This is a genomic window from Cellulomonas marina, assembly GCF_900111925.1.
GTDB lineage: Bacteria > Actinomycetota > Actinomycetes > Actinomycetales > Cellulomonadaceae > Cellulomonas > Cellulomonas marina.
Map to the genome: position 1 here is coordinate 227,325 of NZ_FOKA01000004.1, position 26,567 is coordinate 253,891.

The 26,567-nt window shown below is 74.0% G+C and carries 19 protein-coding genes; 7 read left to right on the forward strand and 12 right to left on the reverse strand.

All coding sequences use genetic code 11. From position 1 onward, the window contains the following. Positions 1-19: 19 nt before the first annotated feature. The 4 genes from BM048_RS06315 to BM048_RS06330 are packed head-to-tail and all read right to left on the reverse strand — an operon-like array spanning position 20 to position 5,487. The gene (locus BM048_RS06315) at positions 20-1,630 is read right to left on the reverse strand and encodes an SPFH domain-containing protein (protein ID WP_090031594.1); all 1,611 of its coding nucleotides are present in this window, start codon (positions 1,628-1,630) and stop codon (positions 20-22) included. After that, the gene (locus BM048_RS18650; RefSeq protein ID WP_090031595.1) at positions 1,600-3,399 is read right to left on the reverse strand and encodes a LacI family DNA-binding transcriptional regulator; all 1,800 of its coding nucleotides are present in this window, start codon (positions 3,397-3,399) and stop codon (positions 1,600-1,602) included. Before BM048_RS18650 ends, BM048_RS06315 begins: the two co-directional genes overlap by 31 nt. Further along, on the reverse strand, positions 3,396-4,457 hold the full coding sequence (locus tag BM048_RS06325; RefSeq protein ID WP_239078875.1) for a LacI family DNA-binding transcriptional regulator: 1,062 nt from the start codon (positions 4,455-4,457) through the stop codon (positions 3,396-3,398). The genes BM048_RS18650 and BM048_RS06325 overlap by 4 nt, the downstream gene beginning before the upstream one ends. Positions 4,458-4,482: 25 nt before the next feature. Then, positions 4,483-5,487 (reverse strand): NAD(P)-dependent alcohol dehydrogenase, encoded by a 1,005-nt coding sequence (locus tag BM048_RS06330; protein ID WP_203708883.1) that lies wholly within the window; start codon positions 5,485-5,487, stop codon positions 4,483-4,485. Between the two features lie 120 nt (positions 5,488-5,607). Between BM048_RS06330 and BM048_RS06335 the strand changes: the two genes are divergently transcribed. Further along, complete coding sequence (locus BM048_RS06335; protein WP_090031598.1) at positions 5,608-6,291, forward strand: TetR/AcrR family transcriptional regulator; 684 nt, start codon at positions 5,608-5,610, stop codon at positions 6,289-6,291. Positions 6,292-6,369: 78 nt separating this feature from the next. Here BM048_RS06335 and BM048_RS06340 read toward each other — a convergent pair whose 3' ends face one another. From BM048_RS06340 to BM048_RS06350, 3 genes are all read right to left on the reverse strand, one after another. Continuing rightward, on the reverse strand, positions 6,370-7,905 hold the full coding sequence (locus BM048_RS06340; RefSeq protein ID WP_090031600.1) for a high affinity choline transporter 1: 1,536 nt from the start codon (positions 7,903-7,905) through the stop codon (positions 6,370-6,372). A 153-nt stretch (positions 7,906-8,058) separates the two neighbouring features. Next, positions 8,059-8,721 (reverse strand): TetR/AcrR family transcriptional regulator, encoded by a 663-nt coding sequence (locus tag BM048_RS06345; RefSeq protein WP_139224334.1) that lies wholly within the window; start codon positions 8,719-8,721, stop codon positions 8,059-8,061. 82 nt (positions 8,722-8,803) lie between these two features. Next, positions 8,804-9,646: a helix-turn-helix transcriptional regulator gene (locus BM048_RS06350; RefSeq protein ID WP_090031602.1), complete on the reverse strand. Its 843-nt coding sequence runs from the start codon at positions 9,644-9,646 to the stop codon at positions 8,804-8,806. Positions 9,647-9,759: 113 nt separating this feature from the next. Here BM048_RS06350 and BM048_RS06355 point away from each other — a divergent pair, with 113 nt between their 5' ends. Continuing rightward, positions 9,760-10,533: an SDR family oxidoreductase gene (locus tag BM048_RS06355; RefSeq protein WP_090031603.1), complete on the forward strand. Its 774-nt coding sequence runs from the start codon at positions 9,760-9,762 to the stop codon at positions 10,531-10,533. A gap of 151 nt (positions 10,534-10,684) precedes the next feature. On the opposite strand, the gene BM048_RS06360 is transcribed toward BM048_RS06355, so the two are convergent. The 5 genes from BM048_RS06360 to BM048_RS06375 form a co-directional block, all read right to left on the reverse strand. Further along, a complete protein-coding gene (locus BM048_RS06360) occupies positions 10,685-11,416 on the reverse strand; it encodes a DUF3800 domain-containing protein (protein WP_090031604.1) in 732 nt (243 codons plus the stop codon). Positions 11,417-11,419: 3 nt separating this feature from the next. Further along, on the reverse strand, positions 11,420-11,659 hold the full coding sequence (locus BM048_RS18655) for a hypothetical protein (protein ID WP_239078876.1): 240 nt from the start codon (positions 11,657-11,659) through the stop codon (positions 11,420-11,422). Further along, the gene (locus BM048_RS06365) at positions 11,660-14,140 is read right to left on the reverse strand and encodes a site-specific DNA-methyltransferase (RefSeq protein WP_239078877.1); all 2,481 of its coding nucleotides are present in this window, start codon (positions 14,138-14,140) and stop codon (positions 11,660-11,662) included. It abuts the gene before it with no gap. 1 nt (position 14,141) lies between these two features. Further along, the gene (locus BM048_RS06370) at positions 14,142-17,351 is read right to left on the reverse strand and encodes a BPTD_3080 family restriction endonuclease (protein ID WP_090031605.1); all 3,210 of its coding nucleotides are present in this window, start codon (positions 17,349-17,351) and stop codon (positions 14,142-14,144) included. A gap of 390 nt (positions 17,352-17,741) precedes the next feature. Further along, positions 17,742-18,377, reverse strand: a complete 636-nt coding sequence (locus tag BM048_RS06375; RefSeq protein ID WP_139224335.1) for a hypothetical protein — start codon at positions 18,375-18,377, stop codon at positions 17,742-17,744. 478 nt (positions 18,378-18,855) lie between these two features. Between BM048_RS06375 and BM048_RS06380 the strand changes: the two genes are divergently transcribed. From BM048_RS06380 to BM048_RS06400, 5 genes are read left to right on the forward strand one after another with little or no spacing between them, the layout of a single operon-like run. Next, positions 18,856-19,740 (forward strand): urea amidolyase associated protein UAAP1, encoded by an 885-nt coding sequence (locus BM048_RS06380; RefSeq protein ID WP_090031607.1) that lies wholly within the window; start codon positions 18,856-18,858, stop codon positions 19,738-19,740. Then, positions 19,737-20,438 (forward strand): urea amidolyase associated protein UAAP2, encoded by a 702-nt coding sequence (locus BM048_RS06385; RefSeq protein WP_090031608.1) that lies wholly within the window; start codon positions 19,737-19,739, stop codon positions 20,436-20,438. Before BM048_RS06380 ends, BM048_RS06385 begins: the two co-directional genes overlap by 4 nt. Next, positions 20,435-24,091, forward strand: coding sequence for an urea carboxylase (gene uca, locus BM048_RS06390; protein WP_090031609.1), 3,657 nt, complete (start codon positions 20,435-20,437; stop codon positions 24,089-24,091). Before BM048_RS06385 ends, uca begins: the two co-directional genes overlap by 4 nt. Continuing rightward, the gene (locus BM048_RS06395) at positions 24,088-25,527 is read left to right on the forward strand and encodes an allophanate hydrolase (protein WP_239078879.1); all 1,440 of its coding nucleotides are present in this window, start codon (positions 24,088-24,090) and stop codon (positions 25,525-25,527) included. The genes uca and BM048_RS06395 overlap by 4 nt, the downstream gene beginning before the upstream one ends. Beyond that, positions 25,524-25,997: an allophanate hydrolase-related protein gene (locus BM048_RS06400; RefSeq protein ID WP_090031610.1), complete on the forward strand. Its 474-nt coding sequence runs from the start codon at positions 25,524-25,526 to the stop codon at positions 25,995-25,997. The genes BM048_RS06395 and BM048_RS06400 overlap by 4 nt, the downstream gene beginning before the upstream one ends. Positions 25,998-26,567: the final 570 nt, after the last annotated feature.

The window sequence follows — 26,567 nt, forward strand, 5'->3', positions numbered from 1 at the left end:
ACGGGTGCCGGCCCTCCCGTCACGCGCCGTCCGGCCCGTGCCCGTCCTGCGACGCCGACGAGGACGACGACCCCGATCCTGATCCCGACCCGGACCCCACGCCGGCGGGCTGCGCCGACGAGCCACCGGCGGACCCGTTGCTCGACCCCCGGCCCTGCACGAGACCCATGAGGTCGATGCCGGTCTGCGCCTTGAGCATCGCCGTCAGCTCCTGCACGCCCGTCGACACCTGGTCGGTCACGCGGCTCGCGCCGTTCTTGTCGATGATCGTGATGCCGTCGATGGCGCCCAGGGCGTCCGCGTACGGCTGGGCGACCTTCGGCAGCGCGTCGAGCACCATCTGCAGCCGCGCCGACTCGGGGAAGGTCTGGTACGCGTCCGCCTCCGCCTTGATGGCGGCCGCCCGTGCCTCGCCCTTCGCCCGCTCGGACGCCGCCTCGGCCTCACCGCGGGCGCGCACGCCGTCGGCCTCGGCCTTGGCCAGCGCCAGCGCACCCTCGGCCCGCCGCTGCTGCTCGACGAGCGCCGCCTCGGCCCGCGCCCGGGACGCCGCCGCCTCGGCCTCGGCCTGCGCGGTCGTGCGCTGCGCCTCCGCCTCGTACTTGCGGATGGCGGCCGTCTTGGCCGCCTCGGCCTCCTGCTCGGCGGCGTACTTGCGCGCCTCGGCCTCCTGCGCCTGCTCGTACTTGCGCGCCTCGGCGGGCTTGCGGACCTCGGTCTGCAGCTCCTGCTCGCGCAGGGCCGCGCGGCGCACGGCCACCTGCTCCTGCTGGATGAGGACCGCCTGCGCCGCCTCGGCCTCGGCCCGCTCCTTGGCCGCCTCGGCCTCCGCCCGCGCCGTGGCCGTCTCCTGCTCGATCTGGCTGTTGCGCAGCGCCAGCGCCTTGTTCGACTCCGCGATCTGCACCGCCGCCTCGTTGGAGCGCTGCGTGCTCTCCTGGCTGGCCAGGGCCTCGGCGATCTCGGCGTCGCGGGCGACCGCGGCCGCGCGCGGACGGCCGAGGTTCCGGATGTAGTTGCCCGAGTCCTCGACCGTCTGGATCTCGAAGTTCTCCAGGATGAGCCCGCGCTCGGCCAGCATCGGCACGGCGATGTCCTTGACCTCCTTGGAGAAGTCCTGGCGCTCGTAGAGGATCGACTCGACCGTCAGCGTGCCGGCGATCGTGCGCAGCACACCCACGAGGACCTCGCTGGTCTGCTGCTCGATGACCTGCTCCTGGTTGCGGCCCGCGAACCGCTGGGCGGCGGCGCGCACCATGCGCTCGGTGCCGCCGACCTTGACGACCGCGATCGAGCGCAGCGTCACGCCGACGCCGCTCTTCGTCGTCGCGTCCTCCGCCGTGACGGGGAAGCTCTGCGAGGCCAGCGACAGGCGGGCGACCTGCTCGAAGATCGGCTTGACGAACGTGCCGCCGCCGATGACCACGCGCTGGCCCGACAGGTCGGTGCTCTCGTCGCCCGTCTCGGGGTTGATGACCGGGGTGCCGCTCTTGCGGCCGGTGATGATGAGCGCCTCGTCGGGCGTCGCGATCTTGAAGCGGACCTTGGCGTAGGTGAACCCGACGATGGCCAGGACCACCACGGCCACGACCACCACCGTCACGACCAGGAGGGTGCCGGCGATCTCCATCGAACTCCTCGTGCTCGACCCCCGTCGTCGGGGGTGGTGCGGTACGGCGGCCCCCTGCGGACCGCACGCGACGACGACGAGCAGGACCGGGCACGCCCGCCCGCCCCTCGACGGCGTGCCTGCACCCTAGGGCCCGGCGGCTGCCCGTCGTAGGGCCTCGTGCACAGGCGATCCCCCACCTCGCCCGGATGCCCGTGCCTCCGGTCGCACCGTCGCGCGGGAGGGGGCCGCAGCACCCTTAACCCGGCTGTGCGACGGCTGAGAAATTCCTCGCAGACCGGTCGGCGGCAGGCGCCCCGCCGGCACACCGGGCGCAGGCGCCGCGATCGGGGTCCCCGTGGCCGACGACCGTCCTGCTCCGCGCCCGTACCCCTCGGACCACACGCTCCCCGCGCTCCCCGCGCACCGCCCTCGCCGTGGTCGCGCTCGTCCTGGCTGCGCTCCTGCTGCTCGATGCAGTGCGGGATCGTCGCCTCGGCGTTGCGCCGCTGCCACACGCCGAGCGGGCTGCGCGGGTCGAGGCGCACCGACCGCAGGTCCAGCGGGCGGTGCCGGGCGACGGCCGCGAGCGGCACGGCGGGGGCTGCGGCCACGGGGGCGGCCATGAGGTCGGTCAACGCTGACTCCTTCACGGGGCGACGGCCACGATCCCGGCGGCGCGTGTTCAGCGTTGTCAAGCACCGAACAGCAGAGGGCGGCACGCGCTTTCCGCGCACCGTGCGACCCGTCGGCAGCTCCGCGCCCGCGGGGCGGGACGGCCGGCCTGAGCGCGGCGCCGTGGAGGCGCGCACGACGAGGTGCGCGTGCGTGCGCACGTGGCGCGCCGGCCCGTCGTCGCCCGCGAGCCGCCCGACGAGCATCCCGACGGCCGCCTCCACCATCGACCCCTGCTCCGGGCTCACCGACGTGAGCGCCGGCACGGTGAAGCCGGCCTCGTCGGTGTCGTCGAACCCCGAGACGGCCACGTCCTGCGGGACCCGCAGCCCGTGCGCGCGCAGCGCCCCGAGCACCCCGACCGCGATCGCGTCGTTCACGCACAGCGCCGCGTCGAAGGACCGGCCGGTGCGCAGCAGGCCCGTCATGGCCTCGTACCCCGAGGCCCGCCGGTCCCAGTCCGACCCCGCCACGACGAGGTCCGGGTCCACCGCGAGCCCGCGCTCGGCCAGCCCCTCGACGTAGCCCTCGTACCGGTCGCCCGACGGCGTCGTGCCGGGCGCGTGGTTCCAGACCAGCGCGATCCGCCGCCGGCCGCCGTTGAGCAGGTGCCGCGTCATCGCGAGCGTGCCCTCCCGCTCGCCCATGGCCACGCCGTCGACCCCCGGTGTGGGGCTGCTGCCGAGCTGCACGAGCGGGCGCAGGGCCGCGGCGTCGGCGAGGGGCTGCCCGACGAGCGCGTGCGGGCAGAGGATGATCCCGTCGACGTCCCGGGTGCCCGGGCCGAGGACCGCGTCGCGCTCGGCGGCGCCGTCGTGGGCCACCCGCAGCGTCGCGGTCAGGTCGTGCGCCGCCAGGGCGTGGATGAGCCGCTCGGCGAGCTCGGCGAAGTACGGCTGGTAGAGGTTGGGCACGACGACGGCCACCCGCCCGGTACGGCCCGAGGCCAGGCCGCGGCCCGCGAGGTCGACGCTGTAGCCCACCTGCTCGACGGCGGCCAGGACGGCCTCGCGCGTGGCGGCGGACACCCCCGGCCGCCCGAGCAGCACGTTGGACACGCTCTTGGCCGACACCCCGGCGACCGCGCCGACGTCGGCGAGCGTCGGCCGCGTCACGTGGCCGCCTCCCCCAGCGTGGACCCGCGGCGCACGAGCTCCACGGGCAGCACGAGCGTCCGCGGCCCCGCCGGACCGGCGCCGACGAGCCGGTCGTGCACGAGCTCGAGGGCCGCCCGGGCCAGCGCACGCGGCCCCGGGTCGACGGTGGTGAGCGTCGGCGCCGAGAACCGCCCGTCGTCGAGGGCGTCGTAGCCCACGACCGCGACCTGCTGCGGGACCATGACGCCCGCCGCGGCGAGACCCGCGAGCGCCCCGAGCGCCACCTCGTCGTTCGTGCACAGCAGGACGTCCGTCCCGGGGTGCGCGGCCAGCGCCGCCACCGCTGCGCGGGCGCCGGCCGCGCGGTCCGCAGGCGCGGGGAGGGCGACGAGAGGCGGGCCGGGTGCGGGGTCGGCGCCGGGCGCCGCGGCCGCCAGCGCGGCCCGCAGAGCCGCCGACGGGCGCGCGCGGTCCTCCGCCGGCCCGTGCGCGCGGTCCGGCCCCAGCAGCACCGGCCGTCGGCGCCCCATGACCGCCAGGTGCCGGGCGATGAGCACCACGGCCTGGACGACGTCCTCGTCGACGCGGTCGACGAGCGCCACGGGGACGGCCGGCGGCACCTCGTCGACGGCGACCGGCCCGCCCTGCACGACCACCAGCGGCCGGTCGGCGGCACCCTCGTCGAGCGGGGCGCCCGGAGGCAGCGGACCGACGTGCACGACCGCGTCCACCGACCGTCCCCGCGCGGCCAGCAGGGCGCGCAGCCGCCCGGGGTCCCCGTGCAGGGGCTCCACCGCGACGGGCATGCCCCGCCGCTCCGCCTCGATGACCAGCGCCTCGACCAGCGTCGCGAGGTACGGCCGGCGCAGCTCCGCGACGCCCACGCCGAGCATGCCGGTCCGGCCCGTGCGCAGGGTGCGCGCGGCGCCGCTGGCCACCCAGCCCAGCTCCGCGATGGCGGCGTGCACCCGCGCGACGAGCTCCGGCCGGGTGTGCGGCTCGAGGTTCACCACGCGCGAGACGGTCTTGACCGACACGCCCGCCAGCGCGGCGACGTCGCGCATCGTGGCTGCCACGGGGCCCAGCGTAGGGTCGCGCCCCTCACCCCTCCCGCACGACGAGGACCGACTTGCCGCGGGTGCGACCGGCGACGAGGTCGGCCACCGCCTCGGCCGCCGCGGCCAGCGGGTACGTGCGCCCGACGGCCGGTGCCACGTCCCCGGCGACGACCCGCGCGACCAGCCGCCCCAGCGCCTCGCGCCGCTCGGTCGCAACCAGCATGACGAGGCGCTGCCGCACGAAGGGAGACGTCGCCGCGGCGGCGAGCTGCCGCCCGAGGCCGCCCGTGAGCCGGCCACCGCCCTCCCCGCCGACGAGCACGAGGGTCCCCGCGGGCGTCAGCACCCGGCGCAGGCGGCGCACCGGCGTCCGGCCGCCGATGTCGACGACGGCGTCGTACCGCTCGTCGCCCGCCGTGGCGTCCTCGCGCGCGTGGTCGAGCACCCGGTGGGCGCCGAGCGCCCGGACGAGGTCCGCCTTCCCCGCGCTGCACACGCCGGTCACCTCGGCCCCGGCGGCGACCGCGAGCTGCACCGCGTAGGTGCCGACGCCCCCGGACGCACCGAGCACGAGGACCCGGTGGCCGGCCCGGACCGCCGCCACGTCGTCGACCGCCCCCTGGGCGGTCAGCCCCGAGACCGGCAGCGCCGCGGCCGCCACGACGTCCAGGCCCGCCGGCCGGCGCACCAGCCGGTCGACCCGGGCCCGCGCGTAGGGGGCGAAGGAGCCCCTGCCGGTGCCCAGCACCTCGTCGCCCACGGCGAGGTCCGTCACCCCGGGCCCGAGCGCCACCACCCGGCCGGCCAGGTCCATCCCCGGCACGGGCTGACGCGGCGAGCGCAGGCCGGTGACGAGCCGCACCACCGCCGGGTCCCCCGCGACGAGGTGAGCGACGCCGCGGTCGACACCCGCGGCGTGCACCTCGACGAGCACCTCACCCGCCCGGGGCACCGGCGTCGGCACCTCCTCCACCCGGAAGCCCTCCGGCCCGCCGTAGCGCCGCTGCACGACGGCCTCCATCCGCGTCGGCACCGCGACCACGTCCATGCCCCGCTCCTCCCGTACAAAGTACGACCACTGATGTGGCGGACCGTACTCGTACTTAGTACGGTCGTCCAGGGCCGCGTGGGGACGACGAGCGACGGCGGCCGTCGGAGAGGGACGGGCATGGCGGCAGGCACCGGGGAGCCGAGGGGCACCGGTCGACGGCCTGCGCTCACGCGCGACCGGGTCCTCGCGGCCGCCCTCGCCCTGGCGGACGCGGACGGGATCGAGCCGCTGACGATCCGGCGGCTGGCGGCGGCCCTCGACGTGAAGCCGATGACGCTCTACCACCACGTGCCGGGCAAGGAGGCGATCCTCGACGGGCTCGTCGACCTCGTGTTCGCCGAGGTGGAGGACCCGCCGACGGACGTCGGGTGGCGCGAGGCGCTGCGGGTGCGCTGCCACGCGCTGCGGGCGGTGCTGCGCCGGCACCCCTGGGCGGTGCCCCTGCTGGAGACGCGGACGACGCCCGGCCCGGCGACGCTGCGGCACCACGACGCCGTGCTCGGCACGCTGCGGCGCGGCGGCCTGTCGCTGCCGCTGACGGCGCACGCCTACGCGGTCCTCGACAGCTACGTCTACGGCTTCGCGCTGCAGGAGGCGACGCTGCCCGTGCACGACGACGCGGACCTGCCCGCGCTGGCCGAGGCGATCGTCGGCGGGCTGCCGCCGGGGGCGTTCCCGCACCTCGTCGAGCTCACGACGCAGCACGTCCTGCAGCCGGGGTACGCGTTCGGCGACTCCTTCGCCTTCGGCCTGGACGTCCTGCTCGACGGCATCGAGGAGGCGGCGGCGCGGGAGGCCTGAGGCGGGACACGCGCGTTGGCGGCCCCCGCCGGGGGGACCGCCGTCGCGTCAGGAGTGGGAGACCGTGTCGGCCTCGCGTCAGGCCGTGCGGGCCGGGGTCGGCGCCTCGACGGCCACCGGCAGGGCACCCTCGCGCTCGAGCTCGCGCTCGAGGTCGAGCACCTGCTCGGCCTCCGACAGCCGCTCGCTCTCCGGCCGCGGCCGCAGGTACCCGACGAGCACGAACGTCCCGAACCCGATCACCCCGGCCACCAGGGTCGCCCACCCGTCGAACCCCGCGCCGACGAGGTCGTTGGGCACGTACAGCAGGTCGTTCGGGACGCCGTACAGCGTCGGGGTGAGGGCGAGGAGGACCAGCCGCACGACGAGGCCGACGCCCGCCGCGGTGAGCGCCGCGACCGCCCCGGGCCGCCGCCAGAACAGCCCGATGACGAAGGGCGCGGCGAGGCAGGCCAGCATGAGGTCGAACGCGAGCGTCAGCAGGATCCCCGTCTGGGACACCCGGATCGCCAGCACGCAGCCGAGCACGCAGATCGGCACCATGGCCAGGCGCGTCCACCGCAGCAGCGGGTCCGGCCCGCCGACGACGATGCGCCGCTGCTGGAAGAGGTTGCGCACGGCCACGGCCGAGGTCGCGAGGATCGCCCCGGAGGCGGTCGAGAAGGACGCGGCGACGATCCCGGACAGCACGAGGACGGCCAGCAGCGGCGGCGCGTAGTCCGCGAGCAGGGTGAACAGCACCGGCCCGTCGTCGACGGAGATGCCGAGCACCGCGCTGGCGGTCAGCGCGACGAGCGCGAACACCGTGCCGATCGCGGCGGTGAAGCCGGCGGCGACGAAGCACGAGCGGCGGGCCACCTCGGGGCTCTTCGCGCCGAAGATCCGCTGCATGAAGTCGATGGCGACGATGTCGCCGATGCCGAGCGCGACGAGCGTGGCCCAGTTGATGGGGGCGCCCTGCGCGCTGTCCGTGAGCTGCCCGACGTCGAACGGCCCCAGCCCGTCGGGCACGACGATCCCGTAGCTGACGGCGACCCAGCCGAGCAGCGCGACGGACGCGACGACGGTGATCGTCGTCTGGATCGCGGCGGTGTAGGCGTCGGAGAACAGCCCGCCCGCGACGGTGTACGCCAGGACCAGCGACACCGACAGCACCACGCCCCAGGCGTACGGGACGTTCGCGAACCGCTCGAGCAGGAACCCGCAGGCGACGAGGTTCCCGGCCAGCAGCGTCACGAACGACAGCAGCATGACCAGCGACGCGACGACCTCCGTGGGCCGCCCGTACCGGATGCGGAAGAAGTCGGCGAGCGTGAACAGCTTCATGCGGTTGACCGGCCGCGCGAGGAACAGCCCGGTCAGCAGCAGGCAGATCGCCAGCCCGATGGCCAGCGACGCCCCCGACCAGAAGCCGAACTGCGACGTGAGGTCGGTGTTGCCGACGGTGGCGTTCGAGTCGACGGCCGCCGCGGTGAGCGACACCGCCACGAGCGGCACGCCCAGCCGTCGGCCGGCGACGAGGAAGTGCGCGCTGTCCCCGTCGATCTTGCGCGCGACGGCGATGCCGACCGCGAGGACGACGAGGACGGTCAGTCCGACTCCGGCGATGATCATGCGGGCTCCAGCGGGTCGCGGCGCGAGGACGGGTCCGGCGACAGGGCGTGCGTGACGGCGATCCGTCACCACGTTTCTGTCGTTCGACCCGTATTCATCCGCGCCGACGTCACCGCGCTGGGTCCGCGACGAAACGATCGTGTTACGACCCCCTCACACCGCCTCCCCGCGCCTCCCCACCGGAACGCCGACGACCGCCAGGACCGCGTCGGCGACGAGCGCGGGGGTGCGCTCGTCGAGCGTGGCCGGGGCGCGGCGGCGCTGGAGGATGACGCTCTCGACGAGGCCGAGGACGAGGGCGGTGCGCCGGCCCAGGTGGTCCGGACCGGCCGCGGCGGTGGCGCCCGGGTCGTCGGCCGCCTCCGCCACGCACTGCGCGACCAGGGCCGCGTAGGCCTCCTCCAGCTCGCGGCGGCGGGCGTGGAAGGGCGCGAAGCGCTCGTCGTCGAGCTCGGGGAGCAGGTAGAGCGCACCGAGGTTGTCCTCGCCGCCGGACAGCAGCCGCACGTCCCCGGCCGCCAGCGCCCAGAGCCTCGCGGCGGCGGGCTCGTCGCGGGCCAGCAGGGCGCGGGCGGCGTCGAGCGAGGGCTGGACCGTGCCGAGCAGGAGCTCGAGGAGGACCTCGTGCTTGCCGGCGAAGTGGTGGTAGAGCGTGGCCTGCCGGACGCCGGCGACCTCGGCCAGCGCGTGCGTCGACGTGCTGCCGTAGCCGACCGTGCAGAACAGGCGCGCGCCGGCGTGGAGGATGTCCTCGCGCGTGCCGCGGCCGGTGGGCGAGACCCCGGCGGTCCGCGGTCGTCCGGTCGGGCGGGGCACGGTGGTCGACCGTAGCAGCGGCCGGCAACGGCCCGGGCGGCCCCGGGCGGGGGCCCGCGGCCCCTCGTCGGGCCCGAGCCCGTCAGCTCACCAGGGTCTGCGTGCCCAGCACCGCGAGCAGCCGGAGCTTGCCCTCCGCCTCGCTGCGCGGCGCGGCGGTGAGGACGAGCAGCGCCTGCGACTCGTCCTCGGTGAACAGGGCCTGGCAGTCGACCTCGACGCGCCCGACCTCCGGGTGGACGAGCACCTTGTGGTCCTCGAACCGGCGCGCGACCTCGTGCGCCGCCCACGGCCGGACGAACTCCTCGCTGCGCGCGCTCAGCACCCGCACGAGCTCCGCGGCCTGCGAGCGCGGACCCGCCGTCCCCAGCGCGGCCCGCAGCGAGGCGACCTGGGCGCGGCTCTGCCGGTCGCGGTCCTCCTTGGGGTAGCGCAGCCGCTCGCTGCCGGGGTGGACGAACCAGCGGTAGACGGCGCTGCGCTCCCACCCGCGCAGCCCGGCGACGTCCCCCAGCAGCGCGCGGGCCAGGTCGTTCTGCACGAGCGTGCGACCCAGCGGGTCGATGACGAGGGCCGGTGTGTCGGTGAGCCGGTCCAGCACGCGCTGCAGCCCGGGCGCGACGTAGTCGCTCACCTCCCCGCGGTCCGGCGCGCTGTGCCCGGCGACGCGGAAGAGGTAGTCGCGCTCGTCGGGCGTCAGGCGCAGCGCCCGGGCGAGCGCGCCGAGCACCGGGACGCTGGGCTGCGGTCCGCGCCGCTGCTCCAGGCGCGTGTAGTAGTCGGTGGAGATGACGGCGAGCCCCGCCACCTCCTCGCGGCGCAGGCCGGCCGTCCGACGACGGGCGCCCGGGCTCAGGCCGACGTCCTCGGGACGCAGGGCCGAGCGGTGCACGAGCAGGAAGTCGGCGAGGGCGTCGCGGTCCACGTCGGCATCATGACGCCGGTGGACGCCGCCCCGACAGGACGCAGGCAGGGACCGCCGGTCCCCCGATCGCCCGGTCCTGGTGGCCCCCGTCGTCCCGGCGCAGGCTGGACGCCATGCAGATCACAGGGAAGACCGTCTTCATCCCCGGCGCGACGAGCGGCATCGGCCTGGCCCTCGCCCTCGCCCTCCACGAGCGCGGCAACGAGGTGATCATCGGCGGGCGGCGCACGGAGCTGCTCGAGCGCATCGTCGCCGAGCACCCCGGCCTGCACGCCGTCCGCGTCGACACCGCCGACGCGACGAGCGTGGCGGCGGCCTGCCGACGGGTCGTCGCCGAGCACCCCGGGCTCGACACCCTCGTCGCCATGGCCGGGATCATGCGCGTCGAGGACTGGACCCATCCCGAGGGCTTCCTCGCCTCGGCCGAGGAGGTGGTCACGACGAACCTGCTCGGCCCGGTCCGGCTCGTGGCGGGGCTCGTCGAGCACCTGCGCACGCGGCCCGACGCGACGATCGTGACCGTCTCCTCGGGCCTGGCCTTCGTCCCGCTGGCCGCGACCCCGACGTACAACGCGACGAAGGCCGCGGTGCACATGCTGAGCGAATCGATCCGCCTGCAGCTCGCACCCGCCGGCGTGCGGGTCGTCGAGATCGTCCCGCCGTCGGTGGCCACGGACCTGCTGCCGGGTCAGCGCGAGAGCGCGATCGCCATGCCGCTCGACGCGTTCGTCGCCGAGGTGATGGCGATCCTCGAGCGGGAGCCGGAGCCGCGCGAGGTCCTCGTCGAGCGCGTCGGCTTCCTCCGCCACGCGGAGGTCCGCGGGGACTACGACGAGGTCGTCGCCACCCTGAACGCCAGCGACCCGCACGGCCGTCCCGAGGCCTGACGAGCAGGGCCCGGTCGCAGTCAGAGCGACTTCCGGGTGACGCGGCGGCCGCTGTGCAACTAGTCTGCGAGGTGGGCCGCAGGTCACTTTGGGTCACCGAGGTGCGCCGGTCCACCGTCGAGCCGCTCCGCGAGGGGCGGCTCGTCGCACGTCAGGGCCAGCGCATCCGGTACGTCCGCACCTGCGGGAGCACGTACTCGTCGACCAGTCGCACGAGTGCGACGTTGCCGGCCGACATCGAGTCGCGGACCCTCTCAGCCCGCGCCAGTCCATACGCCGCCAGGTCGGCGAGCTGCACTCCCCGGTTGGTCTCCGAACGCACGAAGTGCACGGTGTCGACGATGTGCCGCAGCTGGCGACCTGCGACCACGCCCGCGCCCGTCGCCTGCAGACCCTTCACCATGTCGAGCGCGAACGCCTCGTGCTCGTTGGTCTCGTCGGCGACGAGCAGTGCGCGCTGCCGCAGCGGGTCTCGCTGGTAGGCCAGGTACCCGTCGAGCTTCTCGACGAGGAACTGCAGCGCCAGCAGGTGCGGTGGGTGCGGGCGGAGGTGTCGGGCTGCCAGCCGCCGCTTGTCGACTGAGGCGTGCGCCACGGCGCAGCCGTGGGCCTGCAGGAGCCTCAGCGCCTCCTCGTACACCTCCAGCCGCGTGCCGGGTGGCACGCCGCGCCAGCGCTTGTCGCCGCCGAACAGCTCCGCCCCGTGCAGCTCCCGGCGGGGGTCCTGCGGGACGTGCGCGGCGACGACGGCATCGACGGCAGCGGCGAGCGGGAGCACCTGCTCCTCGGGCACCAGCACGGCGACGAGCCAGTGTACGGGCTGGTCCGGGTCGTCGAGGCGTGAGCCGGTGTTCCCGCTCTCGTCGAGGTACGTAAGGAACATCCGTCAGAGGACCTCGCGGACGACGAGCACCTCGTCGCCGTACGTGTTGATGGCCTTCACCGCGATCTTGCCGCTCGTCGGGCGGGGGAACGGGCGGGACGTGGTGCTGTACAGCGACTGCCACGCGGCCTCGTCGATCTCGGCCTTCAGCGACGTGCGCAGCCGCTTGTACGGGTCCTGCCCGCCGGAGAAGTAGGCGTGCCGGACGAAGAAGCTCTCCTCGTCGTAGTCGGTGTCGATCATTCACAGCGCGATGCCGTCCGCCGAGTTCGAGCGCACGTCCCCCGTGGTCGGGTCGTAGACGTCGATGCCGCGAATCTCGACCAGGACCCCCTCGTCCGTCACTCGCACGTCGATGTCGGGCTCCCCGAAGACGGTGAAGAGGTTCGCGGCCGACGAGTTCTTCAGCAGCTCGTCACCCATCGCCAGGTCGGCGTTCATCCGCACCAGCAGGACGGGGAGCCGACCCAGGCGGTGCTCGGCCGCCACGTTGGCGAAGCCCTCGCGCTGCGCCTCCTCCACGGCGTCCAGCGCGTTGGCCTCGAAGGCGTAGCCCAGTACCAGCAGCATCTCGACGCCCGGCATCGCCAACGCCTCGCGCGCCGCGGCCTTCACCATGCGCGCGTCCACCGTGCCGTACTCCGGCCCGAGGGCGACGGCCACCTGCTGGGTGGCGGGCTCCGCCGTCGACGAGACCGCGCGCGCCGCCTCGAGGTTGGCCTCGGTCGTCGCCGCCGCTACGGCCTGCACGAACCGGCCCGGGTACGGGTCCACCGACGTGAGCAGCAATCGCTCCTTCCGGCGACCGTTCTGCACGCCTGCGGTCCGCAAGTTGTCGAAGATCGTCTCCTCGTACGACGAGGTGGGCGAGACGTCCTCGGCCGCCACGTCCGTGACGCGCGGAGCGGCGGCGTCGGCGGGGAACGCCGCGTCGAACGACGCCGAGCGGTGCGGCGACAGCGACTCGACCGTGAACGTGCCGGCGACGCGCACCTTCTTCGGGTTCTCGTACGGCTGGTCGTACAGCGTCTCCGTCTCCGCGTGCCGCGCGATGGCGGCGTCGATCTCGGCGCGCGTCATGCCCTCACGGATCTCGGGGTTGTTGGCGATCGACTTGAGGGTGACGTGCGGAACGCGCTTGTAGACGAACCCCTGCCGGATGTCGTCCCCGTGGGCGGTGGTGATGGCGTCCGCCGGCGTCCCGAGGCTGCGCTCCTTGGCAGCCCCCTCTGCAGAGTCGGCCAGCAGGTAGTACGGGAACCGCGCGGCCATGACGCGCTGCCGGGCGATGGTGATGGCAACCCGCGAGGTGTCGATGGTGATCCACCGTCGTCCCCACTGCTCTGCGACGTAAGCAGTCGTGCCTGAGCCGCACGTGGGATCGAGGACGAGATCACCGGGGTCCGTCACCATCAGGAGGCAGCGCTCGATAGGCCGAAAAGCGGTCTGAACCACATAGTGCTTTTCCGAGAAGGTGCCGAGCACCGTGTCGGACCAGATGTGCGTGAGTGGAGCAAGCGGGAAGTCGTCCTCGAATCGCTTGTACGCCAGCACAGTCTTCTGCGCCACGACGCGTCCAGCCGCGATAGCTCGCCTAACCGTCGGCGCGCTCCAGTGGCGACCTGGCGATGGCAAAAACTGGCGTCCAGCGAAATGCACGGCCTCAGGCGCTTTTGCCGACGCGCCCTGGCTGGAGATGTCAGCGGCACGGAATGCTCTTGAGCCAACAGGTCGCCGTTGCGGTTCGCTCCGCTCTTCGCTAGTCATGCGGCGGGAAGTGCCATCTGCCAGTTCGAGCCACGTGAAGGTCGACTCGCCCCGTTCGACGCGAGGGGACCACAAGCGTCGTACTTTCATCTGCGTTCGATCCTGCGCGAACCAGATAATGTAATCACTAGTGCGCGCAATAACGTCCGAATCGGTTGCGCCCGACTTAGCGAAAGCTATTTGGCTGACGAAATTCTCTACACCGAAAACTTCGTCGAGAAGCGACCGGACTAGATGGGCATTCTCTTCGCCAATCTGCACGAAAATGCTGCCCGACTGCGTCAGCAGCCCCCGCGCCACCAGCAGCCGGTCGCTCAAGTAGGTGAGGTAGGAGTGGATCCCGTCCTCCCACGTGTCGCGGAAGGCCTTGATCTGCTCTGTTTCACGCGCTATGTCGGCGAGGTTGCCGTCCTTGACGTCCCGCTTGTCCACGCGCGGCTGCCAGTTCGAGCCGAACTTGATGCCGTACGGCGGGTCGATGTAGATGGCCTGCACCTGCCCCCGCAGGTTCTCGCGCTCGGCCAGCGACGCCATCACGGCGAGCGAGTCGCCGAGGATCATGCGGTTGGCCCACTTGGACCGGTGCCGGTAGTACTCGACGGACTCGAACGGGCCGAGGTCGTCGAAGGACTCGAACAGCGTGGCCTCGGGCTCGCCCTCCGGCCGCTGCGCGGTGCGACGGAGGTTCTCCACCAGCGCGCGGGGGTCGATCTTCTCCTGGATGAAGATCGGGGGCGTCGTCACCTCCAGCACGTCAGCCTGCGCGTCCTTGCCGCGCCACACGAGCTGCGGGTCGAGCTCGGTCTGTCGCGGCCAGCGGGTGGTCACGGGCGCGGCGACCTCGTCTGCCACGAAGTCCTGACCGTCGACGGTGGGGATGTTGACGCGGCGGTCGTCGTGCCGGACGGCGGCGACGGGCGTCGGGTCCTTCGGCGCGGTGTGCTTCGGCGCGGGCATGTCAGCGGGCTCCTTCGGTGCGCGCGCCGGCGGCGGCCAGCACGAGTCGGGGGTCGTCGTCGAGGCCTGCGAACAGGTCCTCGCTGTGCCGTGGCGCCAGCGGCTGCCCGGTGATCGGCAGGTCGTCGTAGAGGTTCTGGATGGCGGCGGCGACCTCGGTCCGGATGGCGAAGGGGTCCGTAACCTCGACGTAGCCCCAGCGGCCGAACCGCCCGTCGGCGTTCACCGCCGCGCACCACAGGTCACGGGCCGTGTCGGCCTTGGCCTTCTTGGCCGCCTGGTCCTTGCGGCCACCAGAGACCTCGAGGATCAGGTAGCGCTCGCCGTCGCCCTCTCGCCGTTCCAGCCGGACCAGGAAGTCGGGCTTGTAGCGGCGGCCCACGCCGTCGTGCACGTACGGGATCGAGAACTCCAGGTGGTCGTTCTTGGTGTACGCGGCGACGCCGTCCATGACCTCGAGGTCCTGCGCCGCAATCTTCTCCCACGTGTTGCCGCCACCCACGGCGCTGCCGTCGAGCACGACGTGCGAGACGTGGCTGCGCGCGTTCGTCTCGTGCACCTGCTTCGTGGTGAGGAAGTCCACCTCCTCGGTGGAGCCCGTGGGGTCGTCCGCGCGGATGAGCGCGCGGACCACCGGCTCGCGCGTACCGGACTGGCGCATGACGAGACGCTCGATGGCCTCGGCGGCGCGGCTGGCCTCCGTCCCGATGAGCAGCAGGCCGGGGAACGCCTCCCCCGTGTACCGGACGCACTGGTCCATCCAGGTCCTGGTGATCCGGACGAGCTCAGGCACGAGCCACGGCTTCGGCGCCTGGTGCGGGTCGGCGAAGCGCTTGAGCAGCGTCCGCACCGCCAGCTTGAACGCGACCTCCGTCGGCCGCATCGCGCGCCACTCGTCCAGCGTGTGCGTCTCACCGACACCGACCACGCCCTCGACCTCGGTCGCCGTGGCGACGTGGCCGTTGCCCAGCTCGTAGATGGGAGCGTCGTCGAGGTCGAGGTGCAGACGCTCGTCGGGGAGCTCGAACCGGTAGCCCTGCACGCGCGGGAACACGATGCGCGCGGCCTCGCGACCCGCGACGGCCTGGACCCGCACGGCCGGCGGCCGGGGCGGCGGGTCACCGACCGGCCGGTCGGACGGGATGAAGGCGAACGGGATGCCGTACACCTCCGCGTACTCGGCCGGGAGCATCCCGTCCTCGTCCAGCGCGTACGAGCGGCGCCGCAGGCCACGGCCCACGACTTGCTCGCAGAGCAGCTGTGACCCGAAGGCGCGGACGCCGAGCACGTGCGTCACCGTGTTGGCGTCCCACCCCTCGGAGAGCATCGAAACCGAGACCACGCAGCGCACCTGGCCGCCGAGACGGCCTGGCTTGCCGACCGTGTTGAGCACCTCGCGCAGGAGCTGGGCGTCGTCGAGCTCGTCGGCAGCCGCACCGGTCCGCGCGACGTACTCCCGGCGGAACGCCTCGATCTCGTCGGCCGCTGCCGCGCGGAAGTCCTTGCTGACCGACTCTCCCGACTCCAGCTCCGCCGAGTCCACGAGGATCGTCCGGGGACTGGAGACGCGGCGGCCCTCGACGATGTTGGACAGCAGGGCGAGGGTGCCGGGCTCGGTCCGCGGGTGCACGACGCCCTCGTCGTCGGTCATCTCGTACTCGTACCCGGCGATCTGGTCGTACACCCACTTCGACACCGTGGTGTTGGGGCAGACGACGATGAAGACCGGCGGTGCGCCGGCTGCGTCCGGCGTCTCCAACGCGCGCTCCTCCCACCGCGCGAAGGCACGCTGGTAGGACGAGTACAGCGTCTGCAGCGCTCCGGCGAGCACGGCCGGCAACGGGCGCGTCGTGTCGTGGCCACCGCGGCCCGCGCGCTTCGGCAGCTCGTCACTGACCAACGGCCACAGGTCGCGGTAAGCAACAGTGCTTCCCTCGGCGTCGTCCTTGACCGGCAGCCGAGGGATCTTCACCAGCCCCGACTCGATGGCGTCCATGAGCGAGAAGTCCGAGACGACCCACGGGTGGATCAGCCCCTCGGGGTAGCCGGAGCCCGCAAGGAAGTAGGGCGTGGCGGACAGGTCGTAGACGGCCTTGATGCCCACAGCGGCATGGATGCGCTGCAACCCCGAGAACCAGACGCCGGCGTCGTCGTTGGCCTCCTTCGCCTCCTTCCTGACCTCCGCCTGCAGCCGCCTGACGTCCTCGTCGGTAGAGCGCGGCAGGTAGCAGTGGTGGGCCTCGTCGTTGAGCACCATGACGCTGCCCGCCGCGGCCCTGCCCCGCGCCCCACCCACGTCCCGGAGCACCCGGGCGACCATCTGGGCCTCCGTCTCGACGAAGGGGTCGGGGCCGGTGCGCTGGGCTGCGAGCAACTTCTTCGTCGTAGCGGAGATGCCCTGGCCCTCCTTGCGCGTTCGGAGCATGAACGCGTGGAAGTTCGTCACGGACACGCGCGCCTGCGACATCTGGGGCCAGAGGTCGGCCGGCACCAGGTCGCGCTCGCGGTAGTAGGACCCCGCGTCGGCGGGGTGCAGGACGCGCAGGCGGTCGCGGATGGTGATGCCTGGCGTGACGACGAGGAACCGCTGCGTGAACCGGGTGTCGCGCGGGTTGACCGCCTTGTTGAGCGTCTGCCAGGCGATGAGCATCGCCATGACGACGGTCTTGCCAGTACCAGTGGCCATCTTGAGGGCCACGCGAGGCAGGCCCGCGTTGTGCGTCGCGTTCTGCTCCGCGAGGGCGTCGAGGACCCAGCCGGATCCCTGCGCGCCCGCGGAGCGGCCGGTCTCGGCAGTGCGGCGACGTCCTGCCACCTCGGCGACGTAGATCGCCGTCTCCACCGCCTCGCGCTGGGCGAAGAAGACCCGGTTGTCTCGATCGGGGTCGGACCAGTGCATCAGCAGGCGACGTGTCGTCATCGTCACGCCCGGCCATCTCGCCGTCCGCCACGTGCGGACCTCGGCCCGCAGCTGGTTGATCTGCGAGTTGACGTCCTTGCGCTCGCCGGTGAGCGTGACGTCCAGCTCGTCCTGGACGAGCAGGGCCGCGGCCGCCACCGACCGACCCTTGCGGACCTGCGGCACCGGGACCCACGACTCCGAGGGGCGACGCCGCGGCGCGATGTCGCGGGTGAGGTGTCCTGCGGCGTCCTGCATCCAGTGCCGGGACGGCTCGTCGTACGGGCGGTTGAGCACGGGGTTGTCGATCATCTCCGCAGGCACCCGGTCATCCTGCCCCGAGGCGGACCCAGCACAGCCAAAGCGTGACCGAGTCCGTCGCAATTCATCCGCTACTAGGACCGTCTCGAGGCGATCGGAGGTCAGCCCTGGTCGAGCCGGCGGACCACCTCTCGACGTCGGCGCCGAACCGCCCGTCACCGAGGGCACGAACTGCACCGGGACCGCGCAAATGGCTGCGCCAACCGCCCGCGTTGCCCCACCCGGAACTACTCTGCGGCCTGCTGCGGCTCCTGGACAGCATGTCGACGGCTCCGGAACATGGCGCACATGATCAGGTATGCCCTTCGCACAGATCCGACGCATCCCGCCCCGCAACGAGAGCTTTGCTAGGTCGGGCTGCCTGGGTCCATCCGCCGCGAGTCAGGAGCTCGTGTCGATGATCGGGGCGCCGGGGTTGGCGTCTATCAGGGCCTGCTTGGCCGCGATCGCCTCGGCGGCCGAGTCGCGAATCGTGTTTGGGTTCGCCGCAATGGCTTCCTTCGCCCCTGCGATCGCTCCGTGCGTCAACACGACGTACTGCGCAGAGACCGCCTTGCCCTGCTCGAACTGCGGGGCCCGGATGACGATGAACGCGCCGACACCGGCGTCCTCCATCGCCCTAGCGTTGGCCGCCCGGTCCAGGTTCTGCTGCCCGAAGGACATGACGTCGACCGGTATGCCCCCGGCGACGGCGCGCACGTCCGCCTCCGCCTGCGCCGGCAGGCCCGCGGCCACGTCGATGACCACACCGGACCCGTCACCCCTCGGCGACACGTAGACCGCCGCACCAGCCTCGCGGGCCGCGTCGACGTCGCCTTGCGGCACGAGAGCGCCGACGCTCGTGTCGATGGCAGGAGACGCGGGCACGCTAACGGTCGCCTCCGCCACAGGCACGTCGACGGACGTGCTGACGCTCGACGCCGGGGCAGGGGTCTTCTGCGCGGTCACGCACCCGCCCAACAGCATCGCCAGGCTGACGCCGGCAACTCCGACGAATCGCTTCATCATCGTGGTCACGGTCGCCTTCCTTCCGTCCCCGCTGGGCGCCCCCGCGATGCGCCACGTCGACATGGCGATGGGCACGGGAACGGCGGCCGGCACCAACGAGAGCACACCGGCTCCGGACAGGCTAACTGGGGGCACTGCCCGCGATCTGTACGTTCAACCGGCATCCTGCGCGCTCGCCAACCATGGCGTCTGCACGCCGCAGTCCGGCCGAGATGCTTGCCGTCGCGCCAAACAAGTCAACGGTTTCGTGAGGCACGGCAGGTTCCGGTCGGTGGCCGACCTTGGCTGACGCGTGCCGGCGCCAGCCCCGTACGACCGAGACCCCCGATCGATGCTGTTGGGTACGCCGCCATGGGTAGCAGCGACGACTGCGCGGCGAGCGGCAGTAGGAGGCGCCAGTAACACGCCCGCAACACGGGGCACACCGCGGCGACACAGCAGTGGGGTTCCCTGCTTTCTGTCACCGGACAGAAAGCAAGGGACCGCCATGACGCAGACGACCACCGGCACCGGCACCACCGCTGGCGCCCGCGCCCACGCACGGGCGCAGGAGGGCTCGCCCGAGGGCCTCGCCGTCGCCGAGCGTCCCTGGCTGCCCGCGCGCACCGCCCCGCTCGACGGGCCGGACGCGATCGTCGGCGGCCTGCCCGACGGCGTGACACCCGACGACCTCGTCTGGGCCGAGCGCGTCGCCGCCGGCGGCTACACCCACCGCGAGGTGGCCCGCGGCACGCACGTCCGGCTCACCGACGTCACCGGCGACGCCTGCGCCTCGGTCCTGCTGTTCCACGCCGGCCACAGCCACGAGCGGCTCAACGTGGCCGACACCGTCAAGGTGCAGTGGCAGGTCTACCCCCGCGTCGGGTACCTGCTGCTGTCGGACCAGGGGCGCGTGCTGGCCAGCGTCGTCGACGACACCTCCGGCCGCCACGACGCCGTCTTCGGCACCTCGACCGCGGCCCGCAACGTCGATCGCTACGGCGACGGCAGCCCCCAGGGCCGCTCCCCCGCCGGCCGCGAGCTGCTGGTCCTCGCCGCCGCCAAGCACGGGCTGACCCGCCGCGACGTCGCACCCTGCGTCTCCTTCTTCCAGGGCGTGCGCGTCGACGACGAGGGCGTCGGCCGGTTCGAGGGCTCCGCCGGGGCCGGCGCGAGCCTCGTCCTGCGCGCCGAGCTGCCGCTGGTCCTCCTCGTCGCGAACACCGCCCACCCGCTGGACCCGCGACCGGCGTGGACGTGCGGCCCGCTGGAGGTCACCGCCTGGCGCGGCGCCCCGACGACCCCCGACGACCCGCGGTGGCACGCCACCCCCGAGGGCCGCCGCGCCTTCGCGAACACCGCCGACCACCTCACCGCCCGGGGGATCGCATGAGCACGACGACGAGCACCACGACGAGCAGCCGGACGAGCACGGGCACCGCCCACCGCTTCGGCCGCGAGCTCCACCGCGAGACGGTCGCACCGCGCGCCCCCTGGTCCTGGACGCTCCGCGCCGGCCAGGTCCTCACCATCACCGACGTCGACGGCAACCAGGCCGTGGACTTCCTCGCCTACGACGCCCATGACACCGCGAACGCCTACAGCGCGCAGGCCACGCTGCAGGCGCAGGGCTCGGTCTTCCTCACGCTCGGGTCCGTCCTGCGCAGCGCGGAGGGCGACGCGCTGCTGACGGTCGTCGCCGACGACGTGGACCGCCACGACACCCTCGGCGGCGCGTGCTCGAAGGAGTCGAACACGCTGCGCTACGGCCACCACACCTGGGCGCAGCACGCCTGCGCGGACAACTTCCTCGCGGAGCTGTCCCGGTACGGGATGGGCAAGCGCGACCAGGTGAGCAACGTCAACTGGTTCATGAACGTCCCCGTCGACCCGGACGGCGCGCTCGGCATCGTCGACGGCATCTCGGCGCCCGGGTTGTCCGTGAGCATCCGGGCCGAGCGCGACGTGCTCGTCGTCGTGTCGAACTGCCCGCAGGTCAACAACCCCTGCAACGGCTTCGACCCGAGCCGCGCGGAGATGACCGTGTGGTCCGGCGACGCCGGTACCGAGGCCGAGGAGGCCGACGCGTGAGCGGCGCACGCTTCGACACCCTCCTCGTCGCCAACCGCGGCGAGATCGCGGTCCGCATCCTGCGCTCCGCGCGCGAGCTCGGCCTGCGCACGGTCGCCGTCTTCTCCGAGGCGGACCGCGGCGCCCTGCACACCGAGCTCGCCGACGAGGCCGTCCTCCTCGGACCCGCCCCCGCGGCGGAGAGCTACCTGCGCATCGACGCCGTCGTGCGGGCAGCGCTGGCCACCGGGGCCGGCGCGGTCCACCCCGGGTACGGCTTCCTGTCCGAGAACGCCGCCTTCGCGCGGGCCTGCGGGGCCGCCGGGCTCGTCTTCGTCGGCCCGACCCCCGAGCAGCTGGAGGTGTTCGGCGCCAAGCACACCGCGCGCGACGCCGCGCAGGCCGCGGGCGTCCCCCTGCTCCCCGGCACCGGTCTGCTGGAGACGCTCGACGAGGCCGTCGCCGCCGCGGAGGCCATCGGCTTCCCGGTCATGCTCAAGGCCACGGCCGGCGGCGGCGGCATCGGCATGCGCGCGTGCCACTCCGCCGACGAGCTCCGCGCCGCCTGGGACGACGTCCGGCGCCTGGCCGGCGCCGCCTTCTCCTCCAGCGGTGTCTTCCTCGAGCGGCTCGTCACGCGCGCCCGGCACGTCGAGGTGCAGGTCTTCGGCGACGGCGGGGGCCGCGTCGTCACCCTCGGCGACCGCGACTGCTCCCTCCAGCGCCGCAACCAGAAGGTCGTCGAGGAGACCCCGACGCCCGGTCTGCCGGACGCCGTCCGCCGCCGCATCACGGACGCCGCCCGGGACCTGTGCGCCTCCGTCGGCTACCGCTCCGCCGGCACGGTGGAGTACGTCTACGACCCCGACCGCCAGGAGGCCGCCTTCCTCGAGGTCAACACCCGCCTCCAGGTCGAGCACCCCGTCACCGAGGCCACGCACGGCGTCGACCTCGTCGCCTGGATGCTGCGCCTGGCCCAGGGCGAGACGGCCGTGCTCGACGAGGCCCCCGCCGCCCCGACCGGCGCCGCCGTCGAGGCGCGCGTCTACGCCGAGAACACCGACCTCGGCGGCGTGCCGAGCGCCGGCACGGTGACGCACCTCGCCCTGCCCGACGACGTGCGCGTCGACACCTGGCTCGAGGTCGGCGCCGAGGTCAGCACCCACTACGACCCGCTGCTGGCCAAGGTCGTCGCGCACGGCCCGGACCGCGCGACGGCGTGGGCCGCCCTCGCCGACGCGCTGGCCCGCACCCGCGTCGACGGCGTCGCGACGAACCTCGGCCTGCTGCGGACCGTCGCGCAGGACCCGGACGTCGCCGCCGCCGCGCACTCGACCCGCACCCTTGACGGCCTCACCGACGCCACCCCCCGGTTCGAGGTCCTGCGTCCGGGGATGCTCACCACGGTCCAGGACCTGCCCGGCCGCGTCGGGCTCTGGCCCGTCGGCATCCCGCCGTCGGGGCCGATGGACTCCCTGTCCTTCGCGGCCGGCAACCGCGCGCTCGGCAACGCGCCGGGCGCCCCGGGGCTGGAGTGCACGATGACCGGCCCGTCGCTGCGGTTCCACACCGCCGCGCGGGTCCTCGTCGCCGGCGCCCCCGCTCCGGTGGACGTCGACGGCACGCCCGTGCCGCAGTGGGAGCCCGTCCCGGTCCCCGCCGGCGGCGTGCTGACCATCGGCACGACGACGGCCGGCATGCGCACGTACCTGCTCGTCGAGGGCGGCCTGGACGTCGTGCCCGTACTCGGCTCGGCCAGCACGTTCGACCTCGGCGGCATGGGCGGCGTCACCGGGCGCGCGCTGCGCCCTGGCGACCTCGTCCCGCTGGCCACCCCGGCCGTCCCCCAGGACGTGCGCGCGGTGCCCGACGAGGAGCGCCCGACGATCGGCAACCACTGGGAGGTCGCCGCCCTCGAGGGGCCGCACGCCGCCCCCGAGTTCTTCCTCCCCGAGGACGTCGAGGCGTTCTACGCCGCGGACTGGGAGGTGCACTTCAACTCGGCGCGCACGGGCGTCCGGCTCACCGGCCCGCGGCCGCGCTGGGCCCGCCCGGACGGCGGCGAGGCCGGCCTGCACCCCTCGAACATCCACGACACGCCCTACGCGGTCGGCGCGGTCGACTACACCGGCGACCTGCCGATCCTCCTGGGCCCCGACGGCCCCAGCCTGGGCGGCTTCACGTGCCCGGCCACGGTCGCCAGCGGGCACCTGTGGAAGCTCGGCCAGCTCCGCCCCGGCGACACCGTGCGCTTCGTTCCCGTGTCCGACGACGAGGCCGCGCGCCTGGCCGCCGACCGGCTGGCCCCCGCCGCCGCGACCCGGCCCGCGGTCGACGACGGCGGCATCCTCGGCGCGCGCCCGGCCCTCGAGGGCGCCCCCGAGCTCACCCTGCGCCGCAGCGGCGACGCGAACCTGCTCGTCGAGTACGGGCCGATGCGCCTGGACCTCGGCGTCCGCATGCGCGTGCACGCCCTCATGGAGGCGCTCGAGGCCCGGCGCGCGGCGGGCGACCTGCCCGGCGTCGTCGAGCTCACCCCCGGCATCCGCTCGCTGCAGGTGCACCTCGACCCGACGGTCACGAGCGTCGCGGCCCTCGTCGAGGTCGTCCGCGCCGCCGACGCCGCCCTGCCGTCCACGGCCGACCTGCGCGTCCCCAGCCGCACGGTCTGGCTGCCGCTGTCCTGGGACGACCCGTCGACGCGCGAGGCGATCGAGCGGTACATGAACGGCGTCCGCGACGACGCGCCCTGGTGCCCCTGGAACATCGAGTTCATCCGGCGCATCAACGGCCTGAGCAGCGTCGACGACGTGCACCGCATCGTCTTCGACGCGGAGTACCTGGTGATGGGCCTCGGCGACGTGTACCTCGGGGCGCCGGTGGCCACGCCGCTCGACCCGCGGCACCGCCTCGTGACGACGAAGTACAACCCCGCGCGCACGTGGACGCCGCAGAACGCCGTCGGCATCGGGGGTGCCTACCTGTGCATCTACGGCATGGAGGGGCCGGGCGGCTACCAGTTCGTCGGCCGGACCGTGCCCGTGTGGTCGACGCTGCGGCAGAAGGGCGCCTTCGAGCCGGGGACGCCCCAGCTCCTGCGCTTCTTCGACCGCATCCGCTGGTACCCGGTGAGCCCGGAGGAGCTGCTCGACCTGCGCGCCGACATGGCCGCCGGCCGCCTGCGCCTGCGCGTCGAGGAGGGCGAGTTCGCGCTCGCCGACCACGAGCGGTTCCTCGCGGAGAACGCGGACTCCATCGCGGCCTTCCGCGCGCAGCAGGCCGCGGCGTTCGGCGACGAGCGCGCCGCCTGGGAGGCCGCCGGCGAGTTCGACCGGGTGCACGACGAGCCTGCCGCCGTGGGAGGGACCGGCGCAACGGTCGAGGTCCCGGCCGGCTCGTTCGGGGTCGAGGCCGCCTTCGCCGCCAACGTGTTCCGCATCGACGTGGCCGTCGGCGACGACGTCGTCGAGGGTCAGACCCTGCTCGCCGTGGAGGCCATGAAGATGGAGGCACCCGTGCTCGCGCCGGCCGCCGGCCGGGTCCGCCAGGTCGTCACGACCCTCGGCGCCCAGGTCGGCCCCGGCAACGTCCTCGTCGTCCTGGACGGCCCCGACACCGCCACCACCGACGAGCCCGCCCCCACTGCCGGCACGACCGCCGAGGACGCCGCATGACCGCCGCGACCACCCCCACCACCACCAGCCCCACCACGACCACTCCCACCACCACCAGCCCCGCCACCACCGGCCCCATCACGGCCGCTACCATGCCCGCCCCGGCGGCGGCCCGGGCCGTGTCCCTCCCTGACGACCCTCGCGCGCACGTCGCCGAGCGCTACGCGCGGATGGCCGCAGCCGACCGCCCCGAGGTCTGGATCGCCCTGCGCCCCGAGGCCGAGGTCGCCGACGAGCTCGCGGCCGTCGTCGACCGCGCGCGGGCCGGTGAGGACGTGCCGCTGGCCGGCGTCCTGCTCGCGGTGAAGAACAACATCGACGTCGCGGGCCTCCCGACGACCGCCGCCTGCCCGGCCTACGCCTACCGGCCGGAGCGGGACGCCGTGGCGGTGGCCCGGCTGCGTGCGGCGGGCGCGGTCGTCGTCGGGACGACGAACCTCGACCAGTTCGCCACGGGCCTCGTCGGGACGCGCAGCCCGTACGGCGCGGTCCGGCACGCGACGCACCCCGAGCGCGTGTCCGGCGGGTCGAGCAGCGGCTCGGCGGTGGCCGTCGCGCTCGGGGTCGTCGACGCGGCACTCGGCACGGACACCGCGGGCTCGGGCCGCGTCCCCGCGGCCTTCCACGGCCTCGTCGGGGTCAAGCCGACGAAGGGCACGGTCCCCGCGACGGGCGTCGTCCCGGCCTGCCGCACCCAGGACGTGGTGACGTCCATGGCGGCGGACCTGAGCCTCGCCCGCCTCGTCGCGGCGACGATGACCGGCCCCGACGACGGCGACCCCTTGTCCCGGCCGTTCCCGACGGACCCCACGGTCGCCGCGCTCGCCGGTCGATCCACCGACACCCCCACCGCCTCGCGCCTCGGCGTCCCGGCGACCGCCGACCTCGGCGAGCTGGCCCCCGGCTGGGCCGAGGCGAACGAGCGGTCGGTCGCCGCGTTCGTCGCCGCAGGCGCGGTCACCGTCCCGGTCGACGTGACGCCGTTCCTCGCCGCGGCCCGCATGCTCTACGAGAGCGCCTTCGTCGCCGAGCGGTACGCGGCCGTCGGTGCCTTCGTCGACGCCCACCCCGACGAGGTCGACCCGACCGTCGGCCGCATCATCGCTGCCGCGCGCGACCTGCCGGCGTGGCGCCTCTACCAGGACCTCGAGCGCCTCGACGGGCTGAAGGTCGAGGCGCTGCGGACGTTCGAGGACGTCGACGCCCTGCTGCTGCCGACCACGACGCAGCACCCCACGATCGCGGTCGTGCAGGAGGACCCCATCGGCGTCAACGCGAGCCTCGGCCGCTTCACGAACGGTGCCAACCTCCTCGACCTCGCCGCCCTCGCCCTGCCGGCCGGCCTCGTGGACGGCCTGCCGTTCGGCGTCCAGCTCGTCGGGCCCGCGTTCAGCGACCACCGCCTGGCCGCCCTCGCCGCGACGGTCCTGCCGTGAGCGCGGGCCCGGCCGCCGAGCCACCCGCCGAGCCCTCTGCCGAGCCGCCTGCCGAGCCGCCTGCCGAGCCGCCTGCCGCCGAGTACCCCGACGTCCTCCTCGCCGTCGCCGGCGCCCACCTGCAGGGCCAGCCACTGCACGCCCAGCTCGTCGATCGCGGCGCCTCGCTGATGTCCACGACGACCACGGCCGCCACGTACCGCCTTTTCGCGCTGGCCACGGTGCCGCCGAAGCCCGGCGTCGTCCGCGTCACGTCCGGCGGCGCGGCGTTGGAGGTCGAGGTGTACCGCCTGGCAGCCGCGGCCTTCGGGGACTTCGTCGCCGCGCTCCCCCAGCCCATGGCGATCGGCCGGGTCGACCTCGCCGACGGCACGGCCGTCAGCGGCTTCCTCGTCGAGCCCGTCGCGGTTGAGGGCGCGCAGGACATCACCGCCCACGGCGGCTGGCGCGCCTATCTCGCCGCCCGCTGATCCGTCGCCCCTCCCTCCCTCTCTCCTGATCCGTCGCCCCTCCCTCCCTCCCTCCTGATCCGTCGCCCCTCCCTCCCTCCCTCCTGATCCGTCGCCCCTCCCTCCCTCCCTCCTGATCCGTCGCCCCTCCCTCCCTCTCTCCTGATCCGTCGCCCCTCCCTCCCTCTCTCCTGATCCGTCGCCCCTCCCTCCCTCTCTTCTGATTCGCCGCACCTCGCCTCCCTCCTCCGTCGCCCCTCGCCTCCCTCCTGCCCTCGCCCCCTGGTCCGGCGCACAGAAGTCGCGTGCGCGCGCTACGCCGAGATACCGCGCCCGGGCGGCCCTGGACGGCGTGTCGTGGCATCTCGACGGGCCGGCAGCGGCACACGGCACGGCGACAGGAACGACGACCGCTGCCGGGCGCGCCGACGGGCCGCTGCTGGTGCCGTCGCCCCGCGCGGATGCCGTCGTGCCGCTCGACGGCCCCCGTCGAGGTACCAGGACACGCCGATCGCCGGACGGCTCTGGTGGTATCTCGCCGTAGCGTCGGCGGCCCCGGCGGAGGAGACACACGACGGACGAGGCGTCCGT

Excerpts from the sequence above, each read along its gene's own strand:
- BM048_RS06385 (WP_090031608.1), top strand. The coding sequence starts at position 19,737 with ATGAGCACGACGACGAGCACCACGACGAGCAGCCGGACGAGCACGGGC.
- BM048_RS06395 (WP_239078879.1), top strand. The coding sequence starts at position 24,088 with ATGACCGCCGCGACCACCCCCACCACCACCAGCCCCACCACGACCACT.
- BM048_RS06360 (WP_090031604.1), bottom strand. The coding sequence starts at position 11,416 with ATGTTCCTTACGTACCTCGACGAGAGCGGGAACACCGGCTCACGCCTC.
- BM048_RS18655 (WP_239078876.1), bottom strand. The coding sequence starts at position 11,659 with ATGATCGACACCGACTACGACGAGGAGAGCTTCTTCGTCCGGCACGCC.
- BM048_RS06355 (WP_090031603.1), top strand. The coding sequence starts at position 9,760 with ATGCAGATCACAGGGAAGACCGTCTTCATCCCCGGCGCGACGAGCGGC.
- BM048_RS06370 (WP_090031605.1), bottom strand. The coding sequence starts at position 17,351 with ATGATCGACAACCCCGTGCTCAACCGCCCGTACGACGAGCCGTCCCGG.
- BM048_RS06330 (WP_203708883.1), bottom strand. The coding sequence starts at position 5,487 with ATGGACGTGGTCGCGGTGCCGACGCGGATGGAGGCCGTCGTGCAGCGG.
- BM048_RS06315 (WP_090031594.1), bottom strand. The coding sequence starts at position 1,630 with ATGGAGATCGCCGGCACCCTCCTGGTCGTGACGGTGGTGGTCGTGGCC.
- BM048_RS06340 (WP_090031600.1), bottom strand. The coding sequence starts at position 7,905 with ATGATCATCGCCGGAGTCGGACTGACCGTCCTCGTCGTCCTCGCGGTC.
- BM048_RS06335 (WP_090031598.1), top strand. The coding sequence starts at position 5,608 with ATGGCGGCAGGCACCGGGGAGCCGAGGGGCACCGGTCGACGGCCTGCG.
- BM048_RS06365 (WP_239078877.1), bottom strand. The coding sequence starts at position 14,140 with ATGCCCGCGCCGAAGCACACCGCGCCGAAGGACCCGACGCCCGTCGCC.
- BM048_RS06380 (WP_090031607.1), top strand. The coding sequence starts at position 18,856 with ATGACGCAGACGACCACCGGCACCGGCACCACCGCTGGCGCCCGCGCC.